The organism is Gabonibacter chumensis, assembly GCF_024741215.1.
Classification (GTDB): Bacteria; Bacteroidota; Bacteroidia; order Bacteroidales; family Marinifilaceae; genus Gabonibacter; species Gabonibacter massiliensis.
This window is the reverse complement of the sequence record NZ_JANSKB010000002.1, coordinates 26,817-51,484: the sequence shown is the minus strand read 5'-3', so window position 1 is coordinate 51,484 and position 24,668 is coordinate 26,817. Positions and strand designations below refer to the sequence as shown.

Annotated in this window: 16 protein-coding genes; 12 read left to right on the top strand and 4 right to left on the bottom strand. The window is 42.8% G+C overall.

Annotation, left to right across the window (positions count from 1 at the left end; genetic code table 11):
- The first annotated feature begins 8 nt into the window (after positions 1-8).
- The 9 genes from NVS78_RS06720 to NVS78_RS06680 all read left to right on the top strand — a co-directional run bounded on the left by NVS78_RS06720 (position 9) and on the right by NVS78_RS06680 (position 12,333).
- A complete protein-coding gene (locus NVS78_RS06720; protein ID WP_286358506.1) occupies positions 9-848 on the top strand; it encodes a helix-turn-helix transcriptional regulator in 840 nt (279 codons plus the stop codon).
- Positions 849-936: 88 nt separating this feature from the next.
- Positions 937-1,539, top strand: a complete 603-nt coding sequence (locus NVS78_RS06715) for a DUF417 family protein (RefSeq protein ID WP_286358505.1) — start codon at positions 937-939, stop codon at positions 1,537-1,539.
- Complete coding sequence (locus tag NVS78_RS06710; protein ID WP_286358504.1) at positions 1,536-2,906, top strand: FAD-dependent oxidoreductase; 1,371 nt, start codon at positions 1,536-1,538, stop codon at positions 2,904-2,906. Before NVS78_RS06715 ends, NVS78_RS06710 begins: the two co-directional genes overlap by 4 nt.
- A 165-nt stretch (positions 2,907-3,071) precedes the next feature.
- Positions 3,072-3,617: an RNA polymerase sigma-70 factor gene (locus NVS78_RS06705; protein WP_286358503.1), complete on the top strand. Its 546-nt coding sequence runs from the start codon at positions 3,072-3,074 to the stop codon at positions 3,615-3,617.
- A gap of 150 nt (positions 3,618-3,767) precedes the next feature.
- Complete coding sequence (locus NVS78_RS06700; protein ID WP_286358502.1) at positions 3,768-4,913, top strand: FecR family protein; 1,146 nt, start codon at positions 3,768-3,770, stop codon at positions 4,911-4,913.
- 101 nt (positions 4,914-5,014) lie between these two features.
- A complete protein-coding gene (locus tag NVS78_RS06695; RefSeq protein WP_286358501.1) occupies positions 5,015-8,686 on the top strand; it encodes a SusC/RagA family TonB-linked outer membrane protein in 3,672 nt (1,223 codons plus the stop codon).
- Between the two features lie 50 nt (positions 8,687-8,736).
- Positions 8,737-10,176, top strand: a complete 1,440-nt coding sequence (locus tag NVS78_RS06690; protein ID WP_286358500.1) for a RagB/SusD family nutrient uptake outer membrane protein — start codon at positions 8,737-8,739, stop codon at positions 10,174-10,176.
- Positions 10,177-10,184: 8 nt separating this feature from the next.
- The gene (locus NVS78_RS06685) at positions 10,185-11,072 is read left to right on the top strand and encodes a substrate import-associated zinc metallohydrolase lipoprotein (RefSeq protein ID WP_286358499.1); all 888 of its coding nucleotides are present in this window, start codon (positions 10,185-10,187) and stop codon (positions 11,070-11,072) included.
- Between the two features lie 31 nt (positions 11,073-11,103).
- The gene (locus tag NVS78_RS06680) at positions 11,104-12,333 is read left to right on the top strand and encodes a DUF4302 domain-containing protein (protein WP_286358498.1); all 1,230 of its coding nucleotides are present in this window, start codon (positions 11,104-11,106) and stop codon (positions 12,331-12,333) included.
- Between the two features lie 79 nt (positions 12,334-12,412).
- Here the strand turns inward: NVS78_RS06680 and NVS78_RS06675 are convergent, their stop codons facing one another.
- From NVS78_RS06675 to NVS78_RS06665, 3 genes are all read right to left on the bottom strand, one after another.
- On the bottom strand, positions 12,413-12,700 hold the full coding sequence (locus tag NVS78_RS06675; RefSeq protein ID WP_059025851.1) for a putative quinol monooxygenase: 288 nt from the start codon (positions 12,698-12,700) through the stop codon (positions 12,413-12,415).
- Between the two features lie 22 nt (positions 12,701-12,722).
- Positions 12,723-15,356: a transglutaminase domain-containing protein gene (locus NVS78_RS06670; protein WP_286358497.1), complete on the bottom strand. Its 2,634-nt coding sequence runs from the start codon at positions 15,354-15,356 to the stop codon at positions 12,723-12,725.
- Positions 15,357-15,644: 288 nt separating this feature from the next.
- A complete protein-coding gene (locus NVS78_RS06665) occupies positions 15,645-18,293 on the bottom strand; it encodes a zinc-dependent metalloprotease (protein WP_286358496.1) in 2,649 nt (882 codons plus the stop codon).
- Between the two features lie 756 nt (positions 18,294-19,049).
- On the opposite strand from NVS78_RS06665, the gene NVS78_RS06660 reads away from it, so the two are divergent.
- Together NVS78_RS06660 and NVS78_RS06655 are read left to right on the top strand one after the other, a co-directional pair.
- Positions 19,050-20,318, top strand: a complete 1,269-nt coding sequence (locus tag NVS78_RS06660; protein WP_286358495.1) for an LruC domain-containing protein — start codon at positions 19,050-19,052, stop codon at positions 20,316-20,318.
- 330 nt (positions 20,319-20,648) lie between these two features.
- Entirely contained in the window at positions 20,649-22,916 is a 2,268-nt protein-coding gene (locus NVS78_RS06655) for a sensor histidine kinase (RefSeq protein WP_286358494.1), read from the top strand.
- 90 nt (positions 22,917-23,006) lie between these two features.
- Here the strand turns inward: NVS78_RS06655 and NVS78_RS06650 are convergent, their stop codons facing one another.
- On the bottom strand, positions 23,007-23,519 hold the full coding sequence (locus NVS78_RS06650; protein ID WP_286358493.1) for a TlpA family protein disulfide reductase: 513 nt from the start codon (positions 23,517-23,519) through the stop codon (positions 23,007-23,009).
- A 156-nt stretch (positions 23,520-23,675) separates the two neighbouring features.
- On the opposite strand from NVS78_RS06650, the gene NVS78_RS06645 reads away from it, so the two are divergent.
- Entirely contained in the window at positions 23,676-24,554 is an 879-nt protein-coding gene (locus NVS78_RS06645) for a pirin family protein (RefSeq protein ID WP_286358492.1), read from the top strand.
- The last annotated feature ends 114 nt before the right edge of the window (positions 24,555-24,668 follow it).

Genomic DNA, 24,668 nt, shown 5'->3' with positions numbered 1-24,668 from the left:
TGTATATCATGGAATATCACTTCGTTACCCGTTTAAACGGAAATATGAGTTTAACTCATGCTTTCCATGCCGATTTATCCCTTCAAAAAAACAACAGCCTTTATAAATTTATCTGGATTCAAAACGGGACACTAACATTAGAAATCGACCACATTATTATCACGTTAAATCAAGACGAGATGATCTCTTTAACCCCATTGCACCACATTGAAATAAAAGAGATCAATGGAAAATACTTAACCCTATTGTTCAACAGTAATTTTTACTGTATTTACGGACACGATAACGAAGTATCCTGCAACGGCTTCCTTTTCAATGGAGGCTCTCAAATTATGAAATTGCAATTGACGCAAAAACAATCTTCTCTGCTAAAGGAACTCACCGGCAAACTCGCGGAAGAATACCGAATCAAAGACAATCTACAGGAGGAGATGTTGCGTATTCTTCTAAAACGCTTTATTATCACCTGCACGCGGATCGCAAAGGATAAATACGCGATAAGCCGGGAAAAAGAGAAAAATTTCGATCTGATCCGTCAGTTTTACGTCTTGGTAGACCAGCATTTTAAAGAAAAGAAAAAAGTACAGGATTATGCGGAGCTTTTATTCCGCTCGCCCAAAACCCTCTCTAACCTTTTTGCTGCCTATCATATACCTACTCCCCTACGTATTATTCACGAAAGAATAGAAACCGAAGCGAAACGATTGTTGCTATACACCTCTAAAAACGCCAAGGAGATCGCCGATATTTTGGGATTCGAAGACCTTTCTGCCTTCAGTCGTTTCTTTAAAAATATGACGGGAGAGAACATTTCTTCCTACAGACAAAGAGAGATCGGGAAGAATTGACAATATATCCGGTAAAATGGCCATTTATTTCCGAGGTAAAACATCCGACCTTCGTACTGTAAGTTTAACCATTTAAAACGGAAATAACATGACAACAAAATTAAACAACCTATTTTACCCCTTTCTTCAAATTATCTCCTCCACCCAACAACTCGGCATCAATCTAACACGTATAGCTATTCTGGTTATCTTTGTTTGGATAGGAGGGTTAAAATTCTGGAACTACGAAGCGGAGGGGATCGTTCCCTTTGTCGCCAACAGCCCTTTCATGAGTTTCTTTTATACCAAACAAGCTCCGGAATATAAAAACTACAAGATGAAAGAAGGAGAACAAAACGAATTAAAACAAAATTGGCATAAGGGAAACAACACTTACGGCTTTTCTCGCGGGTTGGGAATCCTAATCATGAGTATCGGCATATTGGTATTTTTAGGTATGTTTTTCCCGAAAATAGGAGTTATCGGAGCACTATTGGCTATCGTCATGACCCTTGGGACTCTCTCTTTCCTCGTCACCACCCCGGAAGTATGGGTTCCCGACTTAGGAAGCGGAGAATATGGATTTCCCTTGCTTAGCGGAGCCGGACGTTTAGTGATTAAAGACACGGCCATTCTCGCAGGAGCGATCATTTTACTTTCGGAATCCGCCCAAAGAATATTAAGGAATCAACGTAAAAATAATTCATTATGAAACAGTACGATGCAATCATTATCGGTTTTGGCAAAGGAGGTAAAACACTTGCCGCAGGATTAGCCAAACGCAACTGGACGGTAGCCGTGATCGAGCGTTCAGCACAAATGTACGGGGGAACCTGTATCAATATCGGGTGCATTCCGACCAAAACATTGGTACATCAGGCTAAAATCGCTGAATACAAGGATTTTTCTTCTTTTGAAGAAAAACGGGCATTTTATCGTCAGGCCGTTCAAAAGAAAAATGAGGTGACCGCTTTACTTCGGGAAAAAAATTACCACAACCTGGCAGATGAAAAGAATATCACCGTTTATACCGGTGCGGGTTCGTTCGTATCTCCCGAAGTGGTTTCCGTGCAAATGCCGGAAGGCTATGTTCAATTAGAAGCGAAACACATCTTCATCAACACGGGAGCCGAAACGGTTATCCCCCCGATAGAAGGAATAGCAAACAACAAAAGAGTATATACCAGCACCTCTATTATGAATTTACCGGAGCTTCCCCGGCATCTGGTTATCGTGGGAGGTGGTTATATCGGGCTGGAATTCGCCTCCATATACGCCTCTTTCGGTTCCGAAGTAACCGTTCTCGAAGGGTTCAACGAATTGATTCCCAAAGAAGACAGGGATATTGCGGCAAATGTAAAAAAGGTCTTGGAAAAGAAAGGCGTACGGTTCTACATGGGAGTGAAAGTAACCTCGATTCAAGACAAAGGAAAGACGGCCATCGTCAGCTACCAAACCACAGAAAACACCCACCGGGCCGAAATAAAAGCAGACGCCGTTCTTCTGGCCACAGGCCGTAAACCCAATACGGTCGGATTAAACTTGAAAGGCATCGGAATAAAAACCAATGAACGAGGAGCTATTGTAACGGATGAACACTTAAGAACCAATATTCCGCATATATATGCCATGGGAGATGTGACCGGAGGTCTACAGTTCACTTATATCTCATTGGATGACTCGCGGATCGTTAGTGATGATCTGTTTGGAGATCAAAAACGAAACACGTCAGACCGGAATCCGGTGAGTTACTCCGTATTCATTGATCCTCCCCTTTCCCGGGTAGGCATAAGTGAAGAGGAAGCCCGAAAGAACAAAATCGAAATAGTGGTAAAAAAATTAGCTGTTGCCAACATACCTCGCACCCTGACAGTAGGGGAAACAGAGGGAATACTAAAAGCTATTATAGATGCCAAAACAAATCAGATTCTCGGATGTACCCTTTTCTGTTCGGACTCTCACGAGATGATCAACACGGTCGCACTGGCAATGAAAAACAATCTGGACTACACGGTACTTCGGGATTTTATCTACACGCACCCAAGCATGACTGAATCCTTCAATATATTATTTTCTTAATCAATAAAAGCGAGAAAAATTTCTCGCTTTTATTATAACTACTCGTTATCATCCCTCCTTCAAATCCAATTCCAATATTATATCTTATTTTTTAATTCAAAATATATTTATAATATAAAAATTATATGCATATTTGTCACCACACCCTACAAAATAGGACGATACGTGAATCACCATTACAATATATCATTAAAAAACGGAACTCGAATAAACTTTCAAACAATATTCGATCAATATTTCAATTCATTGGTTCTTTTTGCCGAACGCTATTTGAATAATTCGGAAGAGAGCAAATCCGTCATACAAGATGCCTTCATGGCCCTGTGGGAAAACAGATCGATCCTTCAGGACGAAATGGCAATCAAAGCCTATTTGTACTCTACAGCAAGAAACAAAGCCCTGAATCTTTTAAAACATCAAAAAATTGCAGATGAATATAACCGGGAACGATTGCAAAAAATAGATTCGGAATTTTATTATATGCAATCGGTTATCGAAGAAGAAACCCAAAGAATGATTTTTACTGCAATAGATTCTTTACCCGAACAATGCCGTAAAGTTTGTTTACTGAATTTAGAGGGATGGAATAATCTGGAAATCTCCCGTCAACTAAATATCTCCTTAAACACGGTAAAATTCCACAAAAAAAATGCTTATAAACTCCTCCGGGAAAAATTACAGGATTATTTCTACCTGTTGCTTTTAGTTTAAATTATTAAATATTCCGACGCGAATAGACTATCTGTCAAAAACCTATCCAATACAGATCGGATGATTTTCATTTCAGAATAGATTATATTTTCAGGTATCCACTACCCATTTTTCCTTTTCAGTTGTTTTAGCAATAAAATAAAAAGAAAAATGACCCGGAAATACATTAAAATAGCAGAGCTTATTTACAAACAAAAAAACGGAATCATTTCCGAACAGGAGCAAAAGGAATTGGACGAATGGAGACAAGAGAGCGTTTCGAACCGGACGATTTCCGACAAGCTTCTGAAAGCATCCGATTGGGCACAAAAGTATGAACGGTATAAACAGGTATCCGAATCAAATGCATGGAGTGATTTGTGGCAACGGATTTCCCTTCGGAAACGACGGACCATCCTAAAGCAAATGGGTTACGCGGCCGGTATCATACTATTGCTGGGAATAGGATTCTATCTTCAGCAACATACAAAAAACAGGGGAAACACACCCTCCGTCTCCTCATCCGTTCCGGGTTCCGGGCAAGCCATCCTTTACCGGGCGAACGGTGAAAATGTTTTGTTAACGGATACCGATATTATTATTACCCAAAACAGCATATCCGGAAATATCAAAAAAATAAAAAACAAACTGATCTACGCGACGGATAAAAACGAATCGAAAGAGCTATGGGATACCCTTGAAACACCAAACAGTTGTGAATTTCAAGTAACTTTATCCGACGGCACCAACGTGTGGCTAAATGCCCGATCCCGTCTTACCTATCCCGTAGCCTTTGTCGGCGCGACAAGAACGGTTCGGTTGGAGGGCGAGGGGTATTTCGAAGTCCGGCGGGACGAGAAACATCCTTTTATCGTGGAAGTAAACGGCATGACGATTAAAGTACTGGGAACCTCGTTCAATCTGAAATCTTTCCCGGAAGAAGGGCGTACGACAGCCACGTTAATGAATGGAAAGATCGAAATAAGTACGAGAGGTAAAAATATCGTGTTGACCCCTGACATGCAGGCTGATTTAACCGGTGAACACCTAACGATAAAGCGAGTAGATGCAGAGTCTTACCGGGCATGGACCAAAGGCAATTTTGTATTCAGAAGAGAGCGGCTGGAATCCATCATGAACGATCTGGCCCGGTGGTATAACATGGAGGTCAGGTATGAAGAGGGAACAAAAGAGATCCTGTTCTCCGGTATCATGAATCGTTACGAAACCATAAGCGAAACCTTACTGATGATTGAAAAAACGGGAAAAGTAAACTTCGACATTACCGGATCCATTGTCACGGTAAAAAAGAAATAAAAACGGGGAAATGCTCCAACACCTCCCCGATCAAAATTCAATCGTTGTCCGTTTGCTCCAACAACAGGACAACCATGTGTAACTTTTAATACTGCAAATCTATGAAAAAAAAACGAGAACCCGGCCCACGCTCCAAAGGAGAAGTGCCCGCTAATTTTGTAAAAATGAAACTAACGATCCTACTCTTTCTAATCAGTATACTTCAAAGCTTCGGAGGAGTATATTCCCAGTCCGTGAAATACGATATCTCGTTAGAGAAAGGGACATTGGAAGAAGTTTTTAAAATCATCGAACAAAAAGGGGAATATACCTTTCTCTACTCGATCGAAGACATCGACAAAATAGCCCCGATTAAAATCGATGTAAAACAGGCTGAGCTAAAAGAGATTCTAACCATTTGCTTGGCTAAAACCGATTTGACGTACGAAATAAATCACCAGCTCGTCATCATCAAAAACAGGGAAGAGAAGAAAGAAAAAATAACCATGATCACGATAAAAGGCATCGTAAAAGACGAAGCCGGAGAACCTTTGCCGGGCGTATCGGTTATTTTGAAAGGAAGCCACACGGGAAGCACGACCAATATAAAAGGAGAATTTCAGCTGAACGTCCCCAAACAGGATACGATCGTATTGACTTTTTCTTTCGTGGGAATGAAAAGCCAGGAGGTTATGTATAAGGGAAAATCGATGAGCATCGTTCTAAAGGAAGATATACAAAGCGTGGAAGAAGTAGTGATAACCGGATATCAAAAAATCGACCGCAAACTCTTCACGGGAGCCGCTTCGAAAGTAGACATGAAGGACATCTATCTACCCGGAGAACCGGATATCACCAAAGCCCTGGAAGGCCAAGTAGCGGGAGTCTCCATTCAAAACGTATCGAGCACTTTCGGTAGTGCCCCCAAATTACGGATTCGCGGAGCTTCTTCCATTTACGGAAACCAAAAACCCTTATGGGTGATCGACGGCGTAGTACTGGAAGATGCCGTGAATGTATCCATGGATGAGCTGAATTCCGGAAATATAGCGACCATTATCAGCTCCGGCGTGGCAGGATTGAACACGGACGATATCGCTTCCCTGCAAATATTGAAAGACGTATCGGCAACGGCCCTATACGGAGCAAGAGCCATGAACGGAGTCATTGTAATCACCACCAAGAAGGGACGACAAGGAAAAATATCCGTGAATTATTCGACCAATATCAGCATCAAACCCATTCCTTCATACGACGACTACAACATACTGAACTCCAGAGAACAGATGTCCGTGAACCGCGAACTCTATGAAAAAGGTTGGATTAACATAGCCCAGACCCCATCCGCTATCGATCACGGTCCTTACGGAAAAATGTTCGACCTCATCGCCAAAAACGGAATCGCATGGGTAGATAACCATAACGAAATCAATACTTTCTTACGAAAATACGAGACCGCGAATACGAACTGGTTCAAAGAACTTTTTCGCACGGGAATACAACAGCAACACACGCTCAGTATTTCGGGAGGAGGAACCAAAAATACATTCTACGCTTCCATCAGTTATCTGCACGACGACGGATGGACGATAGCCGATAAAGTAGATCGCTATACGGCTTTATTAAAAGGAACATTCGATATCACGAAGCAATTGACGGTAACGGCCTCCACCAATATGTCTTTCCGGAAACAACGCCTGTCAGGAGCCTCGCAAAGTACGGATGACGTGAACGGCGTGGATCGTTACACGGGACGTATCGAACGAAACTTCGACAACAATCCGTTCCTGTATGCCCTACAAACCAGCCGGGCAATTCGTTGCCGGGATGAAAACGGCAACCTGGAATTCTTCCGGAAAAATTATACGGATTACAATATCGTGGATGAATTGTCCAAAAACAGGATTGAAGCAACGGTCCGGGATATGTCTTTTACGGCAGATATCAATTACAGCATCACGAGTAGTTTTTCCCTTTCCGGAAAAGTATCCGCCCGGTATTACCTATCCAAACTGGATCGAAAAGTACACGAAAATTCCAATGAAGCCAAAGCTTACCGGGCTGGAACCGGACCGGACGATTCCGGCCTGATCCAAGAAAACAACGGCCTGCTATTCCAGAAGCCGGGCGATAATTCGGGGATCAAATACAGTATCCTGCCGGAAGGGGGCATTTACGAAACCTATTATGACGAAATGATCAATTATTACCTGAATGCAAATGCCAACTGGAATCCCCGGATAGGCTCCGACCATATGTTTACCTTCCTGTTGGGAACAGAAATCCGTTACATCAACCGGGATAAGGATTGGAATTACGGTTACGGCCATTTTTTCGACGCGGGAAACGTATCCAAACCTTCGGCCAATTACATGGAGTATTTGGAATCGGTAGGCGGCTCCTATTTCGGAAAAGCCAAAGGTTTCGACCGCTTTGCTGCCTTTTTCCTAAATTACGGCTATTCATTCAAGGGAAAATATACCTTTAACGGAACAATTCGCTATGACGGCTCTAACCGCCTGGGACATGCCCGTTCCGCCCGTTGGTTACCCACCTGGAACATCAGTGGCAAATGGGCCGTAAAGGAGGAAGATTTCATGAATCGTATCGAATGGTTAAGTCAGCTGAACCTGCGTCTGACCTACGGGCTGAACGCTTCCCTCGGTAACGCGACCAACTCCACCTTATTAGCCCGTACCCGGGTGAACAACCACCCCTTCCATCCCTCCTTTTCCGAATTGGAGATCGACATTGTCAGCTTGGGAAACCGGGATCTCACCTGGGAAAAGCAACATGAATTCAACGCCGGAATAGATGCGGGATTATGGGAAAATCGGTTAAACCTGATCATCGACTATTACAACAGAAAGGCCTTCGACTTGATAGGAGCCTACCCATCGTCGGGAGTGGGCGGCGAGCGCCTGAAACTGGGAAATATTGCAGATATGAATTCGCACGGTATAGAACTAACTTTAACCTGCACTCCGGTTCAAACACAAAAATTCCGATGGAACTTTAACATCAACTACGCCTATCACCACAGCAAGATCATAAAACTGATCAGTCAGGACTGGGTGGGAAGAGCGGTAAGCACATACGGCGTTCCGGTACTGAACGGCCCGGTAAGAGGCATTTATTCCTCCCGCTTTGCCGGATTGGACGACCACGGGGTTCCCATGTTTTTCAATAAAAACAAGGAAAAGACATACTACCTGAAATTACAAAGCTACGATTGGAGCGATTTCGTTTACAGCGGGAATTTGGAACCTACCTCGAATGCCGGCATGCAACATACTTTTACCTTCGGCAATCTCTCGCTCTCGGCCTTGTTCACCGGACAATTCGGTCACAAAAAACGGGTTATGCAAAATTACAGTTACGGATATTACGATTCGGAAGCTTTACCTTCCAAATTAAAAAACCGCTGGCGGGTAAAGGGAGATGAAAAAATCACTTCTATCCCGGCTATTTTGGATAAGGATTACTATAACCGTTCCAATGAAACGGATATCTCTACGGCCTACAATCTATACGGTATGTCGGATTTATGGTTAGCCGATGCTTCCTTTATCCGGTTAAAAAACTTGTCCCTATCCTATTCACTGCCCAAAAAATGGATGCAAAAGCTATCGATAGATCATGTAAACCTCGGTTTTTCAGCCACGAACGTGGGCTTATTGTGGTTGGCGGACAAGGAGAAATTAGGTGGTGAAGACCCTGAATTTTCCTGGTCGGGAGGTACCATCATGCCCATCAGCCGCCAATATGTATTCACCTTAAATATAGGATTCTAAGTTTACGACAAACGTAGTAAGAAGAATAAACGAAACTAAAATTCAGAACGATGAAAAAATATTATTTACCGCTATATGCCATGCTCTTCTCTGCCGTTCTTTGCTTCACGGGATGCAACGACTTTTTAGACGTATCTCCGGACGAGCGCATGGAAATCGATAACCTCGACAAGGTCTACCAAACGGTCACCGGAGCTTACCAGAACAAGTACGGCTTCAGGTTTACACACATCTCTTCCGACGATGTCACTGCCGTAAAGGGGGTAAACCGCACGCAGGAAACAATCGAAGACCTGTACACATGGAATCGCGATTTCCGGAACCAGACGCACCAGGATGCTCCGGCATCTTACTGGACGATCACTTACAGCTCCATTGCCAACATCAACCATGCCCTCGAGGCTATGGATAAATTGAAGATCCTTCCGGAAGAATCGGCCAAAGCGGAAGTTATACGGGGAGAGGCCCTGATTATCCGTTCCTACTGCCATTTTATGTTGGTCAACCTATTCGCGAAACATTTTGACAAATCCACGGCCTCGGCAGATCCGGGCATTCCTTACGTTGTCAAACCCGAAGGCCAATTGGTGGTTCATTACAAAAGAGCTTCCGTGGAAGAGGTATACCGACTGGCAGAAGAAGATTTACAGGAAGGAATCCGCTTATTGGAAAAACATCCCAAACTATTTAATCCGAGTAAATACCATTTTACGTTTCCGACGGTATACCTGTATGCCTCCCGTTTTTACACTTTCCGAAATCAGGATAAAAAAGATATAGAGCTGGCTATCCGATATGCCAATAAAGCAATCCAACAATTCGGAGGCTTACTGGTGATGCGCTCCTGGACCGAATACGGGAAAGACCAGGAAGGTCCTGTCGACGTCACCCAAAGCGAAGTGGGATTGGTACAGATTTCGGCTACCATGGTCAATTATGCTTTTATTTATCAATTGACAGACGGAATTAAGGACACGGAATTGAAAAATCCGTTCAAACAAAACGACCTCCGTTTAAAAGGCAAATACCTTACCTCAGGAAACATATTTACGCCCATGTACTTTTTTGTTCCGGAAAAAGAGAACACCCTCTATTCGGCATACGATCTGTTTCCCATGTCGGAAGCCTTACTCAATGCTGCCGAAGGATACGCCCGGGAAGAAGATTTCGATCGGGCCTTGGAGATGCTACATGCTTTAGGCAAAAAAGTCTATTACAACTACAACAGCTCCAAAGTAAGCAGAGCCGCCATACAAAAAGCCTATCCGGCCGACACGGAACAGGAATCCATGATCCGGTATATCCTTTTCGAAAGACGGGTACAATTTCTGATGAAAGGTATGAGATGGTTCGACATTAAACGCTACAACCTGGATGTGGAGCATCTGCTGCAGGATGGTACCACCATTCGTTTATCGGAGATCGCACCGAACAAAGATTACCAAATTCCCGGTTACGCGATCGAGGCCGGACTTGAACCCAATAAATAACTGAACATATGAAAACAAAGATATTTTTTGCCTTACTCTTTGTCGTTTCGGGCCTAACCGGATGTTCCGACAACGATTCGTTACTCCCCTCCGAAGAAGAACTTTTTCCGACAAAAACAAACACGGAGCTGGATAAGCAATTAAACGAACTTTTCCGTCCCTATAACACGATTGTCGAATACCGGTATATTAAAAACCTGATTCCGGACGACTGGTATTATATTTATCCGGTCGAAGAAAAGCTGGTAGTACCGATGGCCGAATTTTTAAAAGCGTATTGGATCGGCCCCCTGGAAGCCGGATCTTCCCGCGAGTTCGTGGTAAAGAACTTCCCGCGTATGATCCTCCTTATCGGGTCACCGGCCTACAATATGGACGGCACGCGGGTCACCGGACAGGCCGAGGGAGGAACTCTTATCCGCTTCACGGAGGTAAATGACTACAACATCGAAAAAGAGAAATGGATCGTAGCACAATTGGAAACCGCTTTCCACGAATACGCCCATATTCTCCACCAAACGTTCGGCTTTCCGGATGACTATCGCAACATCACGCCCGACAGCTATACGAAAGGAGGATGGAAATCGTTGAAACTCAAAGATGCCATTAAAATGGGTATGGTCTCCAATTACGCCTGTTCTGCCCCGGAAGAGGATTTCGCGGAACTTTTTTATTTCTGGATCGTCAGCCCGTATGCAGACCTGAAGTACGTCTTCAACGAACAACCGACCAGCGGACTTAAACCCTCCCAAGTACAAGACGTGGTAGAAATGAACACGGGAAGAAGAATTATCCAGAAAAAATTATTGACAATGGAAAAGTACCTGCAACGGATCGGTGTCGATCTGCAAAACATTCGAAATGACTTACAACACCGTTTGGGACATGAAGAATAAGACCATTGTCAAATCCAAAAATAGAAACGATATGAAAACGATTACCTTTTTACTATTGATATGCACGACGTTCATTGTCTCTTGCCAAGACAATAAAGTAGACGACCTCTTTCAACTCTCCCCGGAGGCAAGAGTCACCCAAAGCGTCAGCGAAATTCAAAACGAATTAATCGCCGCCAAAGAGGGATGGATCACGCACTATATTTACAACGAATCGGCCGACGATATCTACCTTAAAATTATTTTTAAAGAGAATAACCGGGCTGAAATCACCTATTCCAAGAAAGGAAAGATCATAACGGAAGAGAGCAGTTATGCCCTCCGTTATTCCCAACAAGTAGATTTGATTTTTGACACCTACTCTGTCTTCTCCATGTTCGTGAACAGCATAAACAAGGGCGATTTCCGCTTCGAACTCGAACGGAAAGAAAACGGATTACTCTATTTTACAAGTCGCAGCAGTACATTTGAGCCGGAGAGTCATATCGAATTCGAACCCAACACGGGCAACCTCACTTACGAAAAACTACTGGCCATGTACAACCGATTGCTCCCTGACCCGAGTCGACCTTTTTACCGTGTTATGAACATCCAGGGTACGGATACAAAATATTGCGTTTGGAGGGGAAGCGGCCTCAACTTGGAATGGGAAGAGAATAATGTTTTTCACACCCAACGTTTACCCATTAAAATTACGGAAAACGGATTCGAGTTCAGAGCCCCTTTTAAAGTAAAGAATACGAATATCGCAAAATTGGTTTACAACGAAACGGAGGATCATTTCGAGGTTTGGGATGAAAGGGCCAAAGTGGGAACTTTGGATTACAGCGATGAAAAACCCTTCCGATTCGGAAATTCCACACAGGATTTTTTAAAAGAAGTAGGCGGCTTCGTGGTCATCGAATACAGTAACCGGATGCAAGATATGGTAGACTTGGCCTACGAAAACGACCCGGATTTTTACGATATCGAACTTTACGTGAATTACGGGAAAGACGAAGATATGAACGAATTGAATTTCTTTAGCGAAGAGTGGGGATACCTGGTATGGGATATGGACTTCCGGTACGACAAAGATGTGATGACGATGAATGTCATTGAAGCGCAATCGGAAGAAGCCGAAGAATACGCTGCCGATATCGCTCCCGACCTGTATCAGGTCTTCGCGGATCGGGCGTTCACGTTAGTTTTACGAAACGGCAAATACTGGTTTATTCAAAACGACGATCCCTATATCTACATGCTTGTAGAGCCCTTATAATCTCCCATGAGGTTGTCTTTCCGTCTCTGGCTCGATAAACCGGCAAGAACGAGATCGAAGACAACCTCTTTTCCTTATATCAGATTACCTCGTAAGTGAATTTATCGGTCGTTTTCTCCTCGCTGAGGGCAATCATTTGGGGAACCAAACGGATAAAATGTTCCGTATGACGATGAGCTTCCAGTACTCCGGCATCCGCCCAGGTTTCGATGATCTCCAACTGATCCGCTTCCATTACATTTGAAAAAATAGCATATCCCACACATCCCTCCTCTTGCCGCGATTGAACGGCGAGTTCCCGCAAAACCGCCAATAATTTTTCTTTATTCTCGGATTTCACCCGAAGAGCAACATTAATCCTAATCATATCCTTATTCTTTTGGTTATCCTCATTCCAGCTGCATCATTTTGAATAACTGAGTACCCAATCCCACCCTATATCCCCGGGACACGAAGATCACTTCCCCTTTCCGGTTCGCAACAACGACACAGGGCAATTGCCCCGTTTTTAACTCCAATGTCTTTTCCCATGCACTCCGTATCCTGCCCTCGATGTCATAACCGAAACTCAGTATAGTCGGGAAAGGACGAAAAACAGAGCGATCAAATTTTTCCCATTGTTCCTTATTTCGGAAAATAAATGTCATCGGTATCCCCAACTCTTCAAAATCACTTTTCATGCCGCTAATATCCCGCAACAGGTGATTGGTCGGCTCTTTATCCGCTTCTATCAAAGCCAAAGCAGTATAGCCCGTCGAAGGCCAACTTAAAAATTCCCGCCCGCCGTCTTTTCCCGACCCGTAAACCAAATCGGGATCGATATACCCCACGATCCGGCTTGTTTCCTTACACGGAACGATACGCATGTCCATAACCGTTATTTCGTCGGTCCTTACTCGAAACGAAGTCATACCGGACAACACGGCACCGTCACTTCTGCGATTACCCGTGATCAAAAGATAGCTCCCCTCCTCTAAAGTTACCGGCTTTGCAAATATGCTTTTTAAAGAAGCTCCGGCTCCCATGTCCACCGCGGCATTACTTCCCAAATCCACGGTCCGCACTGCCCGATCTTTCAATTGGGCGATCGTGAAATTCAAAAAATAATGGGGATCCTTTACCTCATCTCCCTTGTAACGTATCATCAACCTCCCTTTGGGACCGGCGATATTCGAAGCGACAACCGGGATCGATTTCCAGTTTCCGTTCTCATAATATTCCGGTCTTCCCGAAATCGGATCGATCCGAGCCGGAATCCCCAAAGAGCGGCAAGCCGCAACAAAAAAAACATCTCTCGAACGGGAATCCGTAAAACCTGTTCGCAAAACTCCTTCCGGAGGAGTAATGATTTTTGCCGGATAGATAGAATCTACCAAACAGATACGATCTATCTCCTCCGTCAAATCGGACACGGAAGAGATCCGCTTTTTCGACAAATAATCGGTCAACAACGAACGATAAGCCGTCAGAAATTCGTTCCTGATTCGGGGATTCAAAACATACTCTTTAAACATCGGGGTTTCCCTGTACTTCCATGCCGAATTCAAATGATCCGTCCATACCCGGGCCGGAGTATCCTGCAAATCCTTTTCCGGCACGACGCTTAACAATGCCATAGCCATCCCTCTCTTTTCCGGGGATATCTCCCGGAGAAAACGTACCGTTTCCGCGTAGTTTCCCCGGCTTATTTTTACGAATCGGACGAATCGTTCCGGATCTACTCCTAAATCCTTCGCGATCTTTTCGGCTTCCCCTTCCTGCATAAAGGAAGCGACATAAGCATTCCGGATCGAATCTTCCCGGGTAAATCTCTTGTCATTCAAGGCTCGCTCATCACTGTTGGCAATAGCATCGACAGGTTCGGCGACCGGTGGCACCAAAACATACTCTTCCGCGTATCGACTATCCGAATCCTTATTCAAGACGATCCGAAGGGTATCCCCCTCCTTTACATCATACTTGCCAAAGCCGTATTTTTCTCCCTTGGAAACCCAAACGATCAGATCACCCAATCCCAAAGTCAAACGGGATTTTCCATCTTTATCCGAATATAAAGTCGCTACCGGATAATACTCCCCGTAATTAAACAATCTATACTCCACTTTTGCTCCGGCAACAGGTTGTTGTAAAGAATCAACAACTTGAACCACCGTCGGAACGACTTTCGTATAATGGGACGTCACGTTAATCCCGGTACTGTTCCTCGTGGCATACACCACCTCTTCGTCTCCCTCGTAACGCCCGAACACATCAGCCTCTACGTAAACAGCCCGCTGTACCGGAACGGTAAACCAGGCCATATTCAACCGGGGCTCGGGTTCACAAGCCCCCAAGTACTTCCACTCACCGTCCACCCATACCTCTATCCAGGCGTGGTTATCGTCACAATGCGCCCAACGGGGTGTATAAATCTGCCGGGCAGGAATAGCTACAGCCCTTAAAGCCGCTAACGTGAATACCGACTCTTCTCCGCAACGTCCGTAAGCCGTACTCACGGTTGCCAAAGGAGAAAAAGTACGTGCATCCGTCGGTCTGTAAACCACTTTCTCGTGACACCAGTGATTGACCTCTAAAGCCGCTTCTTCCATGGATTTACAACCTCTTACCCTATCCTTTAACTCCCTGTAAAAAACAACGCGGGAAGAATCCAATGCCTCCTTTCCCCCTCTAACCGGAAGAACAAAATGACGAAAAATCACCTCCGGAATCTCTTTTCCCCAGGGCATCTCCTCTTTAGCCCGAAGCGAAGCCCTGACATTTTTTAGAAAGAACGCACCGCTTTGCATGGAGATATCCACCAACGGAGAATAGGCATACAAAAACTCCATCGCTTCCCGTTCTTCCCAATTCATGGGGGTATCAAAAATTTCCAATAGATTCTCCGTAGACTTTGTCAGTAAATCTCTTTTACGGTCGAAATCATGCCGGACCTCCGCTCTATAATCCCGATCCGAAATAAAATGCGGATGCTTACAACAAGTAAAAAACAGGGACATAACCAGTCCGATAATAAATAGTTTCATCTTTTCAGGAGTTTATAAAGCAAATATAATGGATATTTTCCAGAAATCTTTTACTATTTTACCAATACATGAACATTCCAAATCGGGAAATCAGCAGCGACATTTTAAAGGATTCGGGATGGGCATTATTAGGCGAATACGAATTTTCGGAAGGAGAAAATAAAGTAACCCTTTCGGACAAAGGAACACAAGGGCAACATCTTATTTGCCGATGCCATGAAATGGAGACAGATCAAAAAAAAACGTGTTGAGTCTCCCCAACACGTTTTTATAAAACATTCGATTATCTTATTTTTTCACAGCTTCCAAAGACAAAAGAATTGATTGATAATGAGCTTTGTCGGCAGCATTAGCTGACGGAATTCTACTCTTAAGCAAAGAGATCATTTTTTCCATCAAAGCCGTATTGTAAGCCCCGGTCTCATCGATATTGTCGATGCGAACCTCACGTTGCCATCCGTATCCGTATACATCACCGAATTGATTTTTTTGCATCTGAGCGGCAACACATCCGGCGCCGTACTCGCTTTCGATATGACGTAAACGTTTTTGGAAACGAGCAACAGCTCCCGACTCATCCAATCCGTAAGCAACGATCTCGTCTACAGAAGGAGCATAGGCGTCGAGTTCGAGGTTTTCACCCTGCAATCCGAATAATCCGCCGCTCTTCTTTCCTACTACTTTGTTAACAGAGGCTACGACTTCTGCGGCCAGATTTCTCTGCAACAATTTATCGCCTTCAGTTAATTTACGACCTTGGATCGTCGGTTCCCAAATTCCGGCATACAAATCGTCATAGAACTCTTTCAAAGAATAAGCTTTGTCAGCCACATGAGAAGATACCATCACGTTCTTATTCAATCCGAATAATTTCTTAGCGACAGCAGCTCTCAAAGTAATAGACATATTCAAAGCCAAGGGGAATTTGGATGTCAACTCTTTGTCATTCAACCAATCGCTGTTACGAACTTGTTTGATAGCCCAATTCATCGCTTTCTTTTGAACCTCTTTCGGTACGGCCTGATAACGTTTTCCGGGAGTTCCGTCTTTCACGTCAGACAAGTAGATACCGCCGACATTCACCAATGCATTGTTCAAATAACGGAAGTACTGATTGACAATACTCATATACAAATCCTGACGATGAGCGGTTGAAGGATCATCAGTAATCCAGTTATTCAAGTTTTTCAAAATATATTTCAAATTCTTGATTCCGTAATCACCGGCTTTCATAGCATCGTCGCCTAAATCTTCTTCCAACGCACTCGGATCGTAACGGCTGAAAATTTGTTGTCTTCCGTAACGATACATCGGGTCTCCGGCTTTTTCGTCAACCCAGCTTTCCAATACCTTGGCTTCTTCTTTTACCGATTTATTTCCGGGAATCGGAGAATACAACCATTTGATAGCATACAAATCGTAAATACCCATATCAGGAGGAGTCAATCTAACTCCCTTGTCATTCGGTTGAGCCACATAGTTGAAACGGGCATAATCCATGATAGAGGGAGTGGTTCCGTACTTCTGAGTGAAAGAAACAGAACGTAAAGAGTCTACCGGGAAAGCATTAGAAGCTGCCATATTGTGCATCAAACCTAAAGTATGTCCGATTTCGTGAGCAAACACATAGGTAAGAGACTCATCCATAATCTCTTTCGGCATTTTTTTCGTCCGAACAGAAGGATCGATCTGAGCTGTCTGAACAAAACGCCAGTTATTGATCAATTTAACGACATCATTGTACACCAGTACGGTAGCGTTGATAATTTCACCTGTTCTCGGATCAACCCAAGAGGGGCCCATAGCATTTGCAACCTCTATCGGCACGTAACGGATACAGGAATATTTCAAATTGTCCGGATCAAAATTAGGATCGTCTTTCGGGAAATCGTATACCTGCATGGCATTTTTGAAACCGATTTTTTCAAAAGCCTGATTCCAAACCAACACGGATTTTTTCAAAGGTTCTTTCCACTCTTCCGGGAAAGCATCGTCCACGTACCACACGATAGGTTTAACGGGTTCTACCAGTTCTCCGCGTTCCCAAGCCTGCATATCTTTGGGTTCCAAACGCCAACGATTAGCTAACGTATAATTCTGAATACCGTCTTCTTCCATCGTGATGTTTTGTTTACCTGTCAGGAAGATTCCGACACGGCTATCAGCGATACGCGGTTTCATTTGTTCTTCCGGTAACAAAAGAATGGTCCGGTTAACTTTAGCAGTCACCTCTCCGCTTCCGAAAATGAACATCCAGAACTGCAATTTATAGGAATAAGTCATATAAGACTCGATGGAAACATTATCTTCAAAAGCTTTGATCTTACCCAAAATAGACAGATCCGGCTTCAAAGTAGAAACCACATTCAAAAAGCCGTAATAACTGGACATCGGGCTAAGAGCCGGTTCACTTGCGGTAAACATGGTCGTCATATCGATCATCACCGCCGTACTATCCGCATTGTAAGCCTCGATTTTGTATTTCTTCATGAAAGGATCCATATAATTCCTTTCCAAAGCCAATTTCAACTGAGGATCACCTTCAGTTATGGCATTCACTTCTTGAAGAACGATCGTACTGTCGATCTTATTGAATTTAACATGCAACGGATCGTTCGGTTTATAACCGACGGTAGCGATCTCAGAATTACTGGATTCTGCCGTGGTAGAAGCAATCAACATATCGCGTCCAATGTACTTTAACGGTAATTCTACATACAATTTACCATCGATTTTGTGTAAAGTCAAGAATTTACCCTCGGCAGTCTCGCGTCCCGGTTTTTTCATTAACTTCTCATAGGGTGTCTCCTTCTTTTTCGGAGCTACCTCTTCGGTTTTGTTCTTGTTTTTTTTCTTTTTGCGTGATGCAGCATAGCTGTCATTGGCAAAGGGCACAACAAACAATGCAGCCACAAATAATACAATCCATTTTTTCATACAAACAAATTTTAATAAATATGCGATAAAATTACATTAAGATTCCACATTACGATACTCTTCTCGTCATTTTAACGATAAATTAACAAGAAAAAGACGCATCTTCTTCACGCACCTTTTAACAACTTGCTGATAATCTGAGATATAAACACCACACTCATCTCTTTTCCACTATTTTAACACACTTTTCTCCCCCAAAAATCAAAACTTTTCGATTCTCATATCTTTGTAACTTTATTACTGAATATTCATATTATATGCATAATAAACATCACCGTACGCTTTATCATCCATTACGTCCCCCTTTCATTACCCGAAAAGTATTCATCCACGGGTGAATGACATTTCAACCCGTATTCTTTTTTACCCCTTTGCATTTCAACATCCAAATACTTTTATCCCCATCCGTACGGGGCATGCTTCTTTTTAGGAATAACCTCCCCTTTCATCTGTTTCATACTTTGGAATCCTGCCGTAAAAGAGTTAAGAAGTACCCGCCCAGCCACTACCTTTATTTAAGCCCCCTCAACGTGTTAACGACCTCCTTTTTACATCCTTAATGAAGCGGTGCCCGCAACGACCGTCTTGGGTTTCGTTCTGATTATCGGCGGAGCCTACCTGACAGAAAAAGGAAGATTAAACTTCATAAATAAACATAAATATATCTATATAGATGTATTTATAATATATTTATTTGTTTAGTTATAAATAATATCATACCTTTACCACAAACCAGAAATATTAAACATCACACCAATGAAACGAATCATCTTATTCTCTTTCTTGTTAGTGGGCATGACTTTTTTCTACTCATGCGTAAAAGAAAGTTCTCCGAGTACTAATACGCCGGAGAAAGTTACGAAATTAAACATACCATCTAATTTCGATTGGAAAACTTCTGCCAACATAGCCTGTAACTTTACGGCCCAACAGGATACGAAAGTCGAAGTATCGCTTACAAAAGAAGAGGCATCTTTTGCCACTTTTATCGTCGGTCGCGAAACCGATAACGTATATCTAAACCTTCCGACCTCCACGAAAAAAGTGTATGTAAAATACGAAACGAAGGACGGGAGCTTTAAAACAGTGGAATTAATTCCGGCGGGGACAACCTTGTCCTACACGATCCCCGAAGACAGCAAAGAGTATGTTGCGCCCCAAACCGAAATCTTCAATCTTCAAAGAGCAATAGCGCGTACTCCTCAACAAAACGTGGGGACTATATATTATCCTGCACGAAATAACGGTTGGGGTACATTAATGTTCGAGGATTTATGGCCGGGATACGGAGACTATGATTTTAACGATCTAGTAGCCAATTACAAAATACAACTTTACATGCAAAACAAAAATAAAGTGAACAGCATGCTGATCGGTATTCGAGTGAAAGCCGTAGGCGGCTCTATTCCTAATGACTTTTACCTCACGTTAACGGGGGTAAAGGGAGGAGAGATCGATGAAATCACCCCTTACAGCAGTCATAACGCTGCCGCAACGGCAGAAATGGTACAACTCAATCCCGGAAATAGTGTTCACACTCCTGCCACTTTTATTTTTAAAAACATCAAAAAGAATGACAAAAAACCCCAGGGAGCAATATATCTGAACACGGAACGGGGTTACGAAATGCCGGAAAGCGACTGGGTTACAGTTGCCTATTTTGTTCAATTCAGAAATTCGATCGCTATCGAAGACGTGACATTCGATAAATTCGATTTCTTTATTGCCAACACGGAAAGAGAAATACACTTGGGAGGATTCGCCCCTTCGCTGTTAGGACAATCCGTCTATGACAACTTAGTGGCCAACAGCAATAATATCGATCCGAATAAATACTACTATTCCAAAACCAATCTGATATGGGGATTAAGCATTCCGGCAGACATACCACATGCCTATGAAAACACAGATTTTTTAAAAGCTTACCCCAATTTTGCCAAATGGGCCCAATCGGGAGGCTCCACAAACACAGACTGGTATGAAGACAAAGGCGATAATCGGATAGATGCCAATTTAGTTAAATAACCCTATAAAGGTAAGAGTAATATTAAGAAATAACTTCTTCGCAGAAAACGAAGAAGTTATTTTTTTACAAACAACGAAACGAATAAAAACATCGAATGGCAATCCCCAGGAAAACATAATTCCATTTTATTTCATTTTATATCCATATTATTAGCAACATGTCAATTTTATTATTAATTTTGCACATAATGGAGACAAATGCATGATTATTGCATCTTTCTCTTTAAGACATGCCGAGGTGGAAAACACATAGATAATCGATTTAACAAGAGAATTGAAAACAAATTGGATTATATCTAAAATGAAATACAACAGAAACTTCTACCGACGATGGAAGCATTATACGAAAATTCCGAAACGACAACCATAGAGCAAGAACTTGAGCTATATCGTTCAATGATCGGTTCCGTGCCCCAAACCATTATTCTGTTGGATAAAAACAAATACATCATTCGCATCTACAACGTCCCTTCTCAAAAAACGATAGCCGATCATCTATACAAGATCACAGGCAAATCTCTTCATTACTACTGTAAAGATCCGACCTTTCCCTATCAAAAACTTTGTTGTCAAATCGACACTATTTTCGATTCCGTCCTTAAAACAGGTAAAACGATCCATTTCGAAGACAATCTTCATGACAGAGACATAGAAATAATAGTCTCCAGAATCCCGGATAAACGAATAGCGATCCAGATTCGCGACATCTCAAAACTCATTAATATAGAAAAAGAGAGAGAAACACAAACGCACAACCAAGAATTACACGGCGCATTAATTGCCGGAGGCTTATCGTCATGGACTTATGATGTGGAAAAAAAGACGATATCCTCCATCCACAATAACACGGTCATCGGTCGACAAATGAAATTCGAAGAGTTGCTTCTACGTGTAGAACCGGACTACCGTCATTTACTGATCGATGCTTTCGATCAGATCATCGAACACGGTCGTGAATTTCAGAAATTCACGTTAAAAATCCGGGATCTATCCAATAAAAAAATAGATTTGAACATACACGCCATACCTTACCGACGCACTCCAAACGGTAAAGTATCCATCATCATCGGCTCTCAAAAAGACGCTACCCAAAAACTTTTTTACGAGGACAGTCGAGCCTCCCTGATCAAGCAAAACAAACTGATCCTAAACAATGCGAATTCCGGATTCGTTTACATGACTACTGACTATGAGATTCTTTGGGAAAATGTATCGAAAGTTTTTTCCGACCCACAAATCGTAAATCATTTCCGGATAGGAACGCATTGCAACAAATTTACCGCTCATAAAAAAGATCTGTTTTGCATGGAATGCCCTATCCGCCAAGCCATAAATTCCCGCAAAATACAATACCATACTTACACTTCCCCGAAAGGGTTATCGGTCGAAATAACAGCCAACCCGATCCTCAATGAAGCAGAGGAAATAGAAGGTATCGTACTTCGTATAGACGATATCACCGAACAAATAAAAAACCGACAGGAGATAGAATACACCAAAACTCTTCTGGAATTCTCTTTCGTCATCGGGAAAATCATTCCCTGGATGTGGAATTTATCCAACGGACTACTCTATTCAAGCAGCAAGGAGGCTCTTTTCTTCGACAAAAGAATAACATTCGAAGAATACATCAACACATTCGTACATCCCGACCACCGGATGCGAACCAAACAGGAATTCAACGATCTGGCCCACGGGAAAATCCAAGAGATAAACTGCAAAATATTGACACTACGATCCGGCCGGTACGAATGGAACCATATTATCGGACAAAAAATAAAGGACCCTCAAAGCGGGGACCACCAAATATTAGGTATTAACAGGCTCATAACCGAAGAGGTTCGGCAGCAGGAAGAGTTAGCCCGGGCCAAAAAGAAAGCGGAGCAATCGGATGCACTAAAATCTGCTTTTTTAGCCAATATGAGCCACGAAATACGTACTCCGTTAAATGCCATCGTAGGCTTCTCTCAACTCATACAAACGGCCGAATCTCCGGAAGAACGACTCGAGTATCAACGAATCATAGACTCGAGTTGCGAACACCTACTCAACTTAATCAATGATATTCTCGACCTGTCAAAAATCGAAGCAGGCTATATCAGTCGTACCGATTGCGAATTCGATTTGATCGAACTCTTCTCGGAACAAGAGGTCATGATCCGGCCTAAACTTAAACATGGCGTACAGCTGATTTGGACCAAACCGACATCAAAGTGCATCGTCTGCTTAGATCGACTGCGGGTTGCACAAATCATAACGAATTTTCTTACCAATGCAGCAAAATTCACGGAGAGGGGATGTATAGAAATGGGGTTTGCAGCCCGTGACGGAGGCGTCAAATTATTTGTTAAAGATACCGGTTGCGGCATAGCAAAGAACAACATCGACAAAGTATTCGAACGATTCGAAAAATTCAACAAATTCGCCCAGGGCACAGGACTCGGTATGGCTATTTGCAAGGCTATCGTCGATGCCTATAACGGAAAAATCGGAGTTACTTCTAAAATAAACGAGGGAAGTCTATTCTGGGCATGGTTTCCATGCCATATCCACTCGGAGAAAAACGACAACAGGCAAGTAAATACGACACTACTCTAAATATTTTACCCAACGACAAGCGCAACAACATCACACGACCTGTTTCGATTTCGTTACCATAATAGTTGAACACTTCCGCAACATTTAAAGTTATTTCAATAACTGTTCTATTTTTTCGATCAATGTCTTGAAAGAAGCTTCATCATAACCGATTTCCAAGTAAACAATTTTCCCGTCTTTCCCGACGATGTAATTACGGGGAATGGAAGAAGTGGCAAATTTCTCAAAAATCTTCCGGTCGGTATCCATACCCATGGGAAACGTATAACCGTTCTTTTCCCGAAATTTTTTTATCTGTTCATAGCTATCTTCCCTGGATATCGGAAGAAAAACAAAATCTTTTCCCTTGAAGCGGTCGATAATCTCTTTTTGAACCCGTTTCAGTTCAGCCTGACAAGGAGGGCACCAGGTAGCCCAAAAATTGATCAATACCACTTTGCCTTTCAGATCATCGATTTTTATTTCCGTTCCATCAAACATCTTTACCTCAAAAGAGGGAACCCTATCCCCGACTTTTACCAAAGTCTCTTTTTCTTGCGCGAACACCCAACTGATTCCACCCATTAACAAGAGCATTACAGCTATAATCCATAATCGTTTCATAATTGATAATTTAGTTGTTCCTACACAAAGATAAGATAATTATAGCACAATTCAACATTTATTATCAATTCTCTTCTACCCCGCTCGCATCAGCAAAATAAATTGAAGATTTTAAACATTCGGTTTCCGATTCCCGTTTAATCAATAAAAACACTTATGCAAACAAAAGCAATACAACAAATTTTACCTCCACCTCCATCTCACATGGTCGGGGATGGTTTCCGGGTCCACAACTTTTTTCCTCACGGTTACGATATGGCCCCCAATAGAATGAGTCCGTTCTATTTATTGGATTATAACGCCAAAATCGAATTTCCTCCCAAGGATACTCCCAGAGGAGTAGGCGTACACCCGCATCGGGGATTCGAAACCGTAACGATAGTTTATCACGGCAAGGTAGCACATCATGATAGTAAAGGTAACCACGGGGTCATCGGAGAAGGAGATATTCAATGGATGACGGCAGCATCCGGCGTATTGCATAAAGAATACCACGAAGCAGGGTTCAGCCGAAAAGGAGGAGCCTTTCAAGTAGTTCAGCTCTGGATCAATCTTCCGGCCAAAGACAAAATGAGTACTCCCGGCTACCAATCCATTGCCAATAAAGAAATACCCAAATACCTGTTACCACAAAACAAAGGAGAGGTCGAGGTCATTGCAGGAACTTACGAAGGAACAAAAGGCATCGCCCGTACTTTCACCCCCATCGAAATGTACAATATCCGTTTAAAGGCGGAAACAACAATCAAAGTGATATTGCCAGAATACTATAACACCGGTATACTCGTTATCGAAGGAACAGTTCGAATAAATGAAAAAGAGACGGCACCTACGGATCATTTTATCTTATTCCGGAACGAAGGAGAAGCGATCACGTTAAAAGCCATGGAAAACTCTATTTTATTGGTATTAAGCGGAGAACCCATCAAGGAACCCATCGTATCCTACGGCCCTTTCCTAATGAATACCAAAGATGAGATCATGAAAGCATACAAAGACCTAAACGCAGGTAAGTTCGGACAATTAGAAGATTAATATTTACCATAAGAAGGTCGTTCAATAAGTGCTTATTGAACGACCTTCAGAACAACAGAAAAGCCATATAAAGTTCTGATTCACAAAAGTTAGACAGCTTCTTTCATATCAATT

Excerpts from the sequence above, each read along its gene's own strand:
- NVS78_RS06720 (WP_286358506.1), top strand. The coding sequence starts at position 9 with ATGGAATATCACTTCGTTACCCGTTTAAACGGAAATATGAGTTTAACT.
- NVS78_RS06715 (WP_286358505.1), top strand. The coding sequence starts at position 937 with ATGACAACAAAATTAAACAACCTATTTTACCCCTTTCTTCAAATTATC.
- NVS78_RS06710 (WP_286358504.1), top strand. The coding sequence starts at position 1,536 with ATGAAACAGTACGATGCAATCATTATCGGTTTTGGCAAAGGAGGTAAA.
- NVS78_RS06700 (WP_286358502.1), top strand. The coding sequence starts at position 3,768 with ATGACCCGGAAATACATTAAAATAGCAGAGCTTATTTACAAACAAAAA.
- NVS78_RS06695 (WP_286358501.1), top strand. The coding sequence starts at position 5,015 with ATGAAAAAAAAACGAGAACCCGGCCCACGCTCCAAAGGAGAAGTGCCC.
- NVS78_RS06690 (WP_286358500.1), top strand. The coding sequence starts at position 8,737 with ATGAAAAAATATTATTTACCGCTATATGCCATGCTCTTCTCTGCCGTT.
- NVS78_RS06685 (WP_286358499.1), top strand. The coding sequence starts at position 10,185 with ATGAAAACAAAGATATTTTTTGCCTTACTCTTTGTCGTTTCGGGCCTA.
- NVS78_RS06680 (WP_286358498.1), top strand. The coding sequence starts at position 11,104 with ATGAAAACGATTACCTTTTTACTATTGATATGCACGACGTTCATTGTC.
- NVS78_RS06675 (WP_059025851.1), bottom strand. The coding sequence starts at position 12,700 with ATGATTAGGATTAATGTTGCTCTTCGGGTGAAATCCGAGAATAAAGAA.
- NVS78_RS06670 (WP_286358497.1), bottom strand. The coding sequence starts at position 15,356 with ATGAAACTATTTATTATCGGACTGGTTATGTCCCTGTTTTTTACTTGT.
- NVS78_RS06665 (WP_286358496.1), bottom strand. The coding sequence starts at position 18,293 with ATGAAAAAATGGATTGTATTATTTGTGGCTGCATTGTTTGTTGTGCCC.
- NVS78_RS06660 (WP_286358495.1), top strand. The coding sequence starts at position 19,050 with ATGAAACGAATCATCTTATTCTCTTTCTTGTTAGTGGGCATGACTTTT.
- NVS78_RS06655 (WP_286358494.1), top strand. The coding sequence starts at position 20,649 with ATGGAAGCATTATACGAAAATTCCGAAACGACAACCATAGAGCAAGAA.
- NVS78_RS06650 (WP_286358493.1), bottom strand. The coding sequence starts at position 23,519 with ATGAAACGATTATGGATTATAGCTGTAATGCTCTTGTTAATGGGTGGA.
- NVS78_RS06645 (WP_286358492.1), top strand. The coding sequence starts at position 23,676 with ATGCAAACAAAAGCAATACAACAAATTTTACCTCCACCTCCATCTCAC.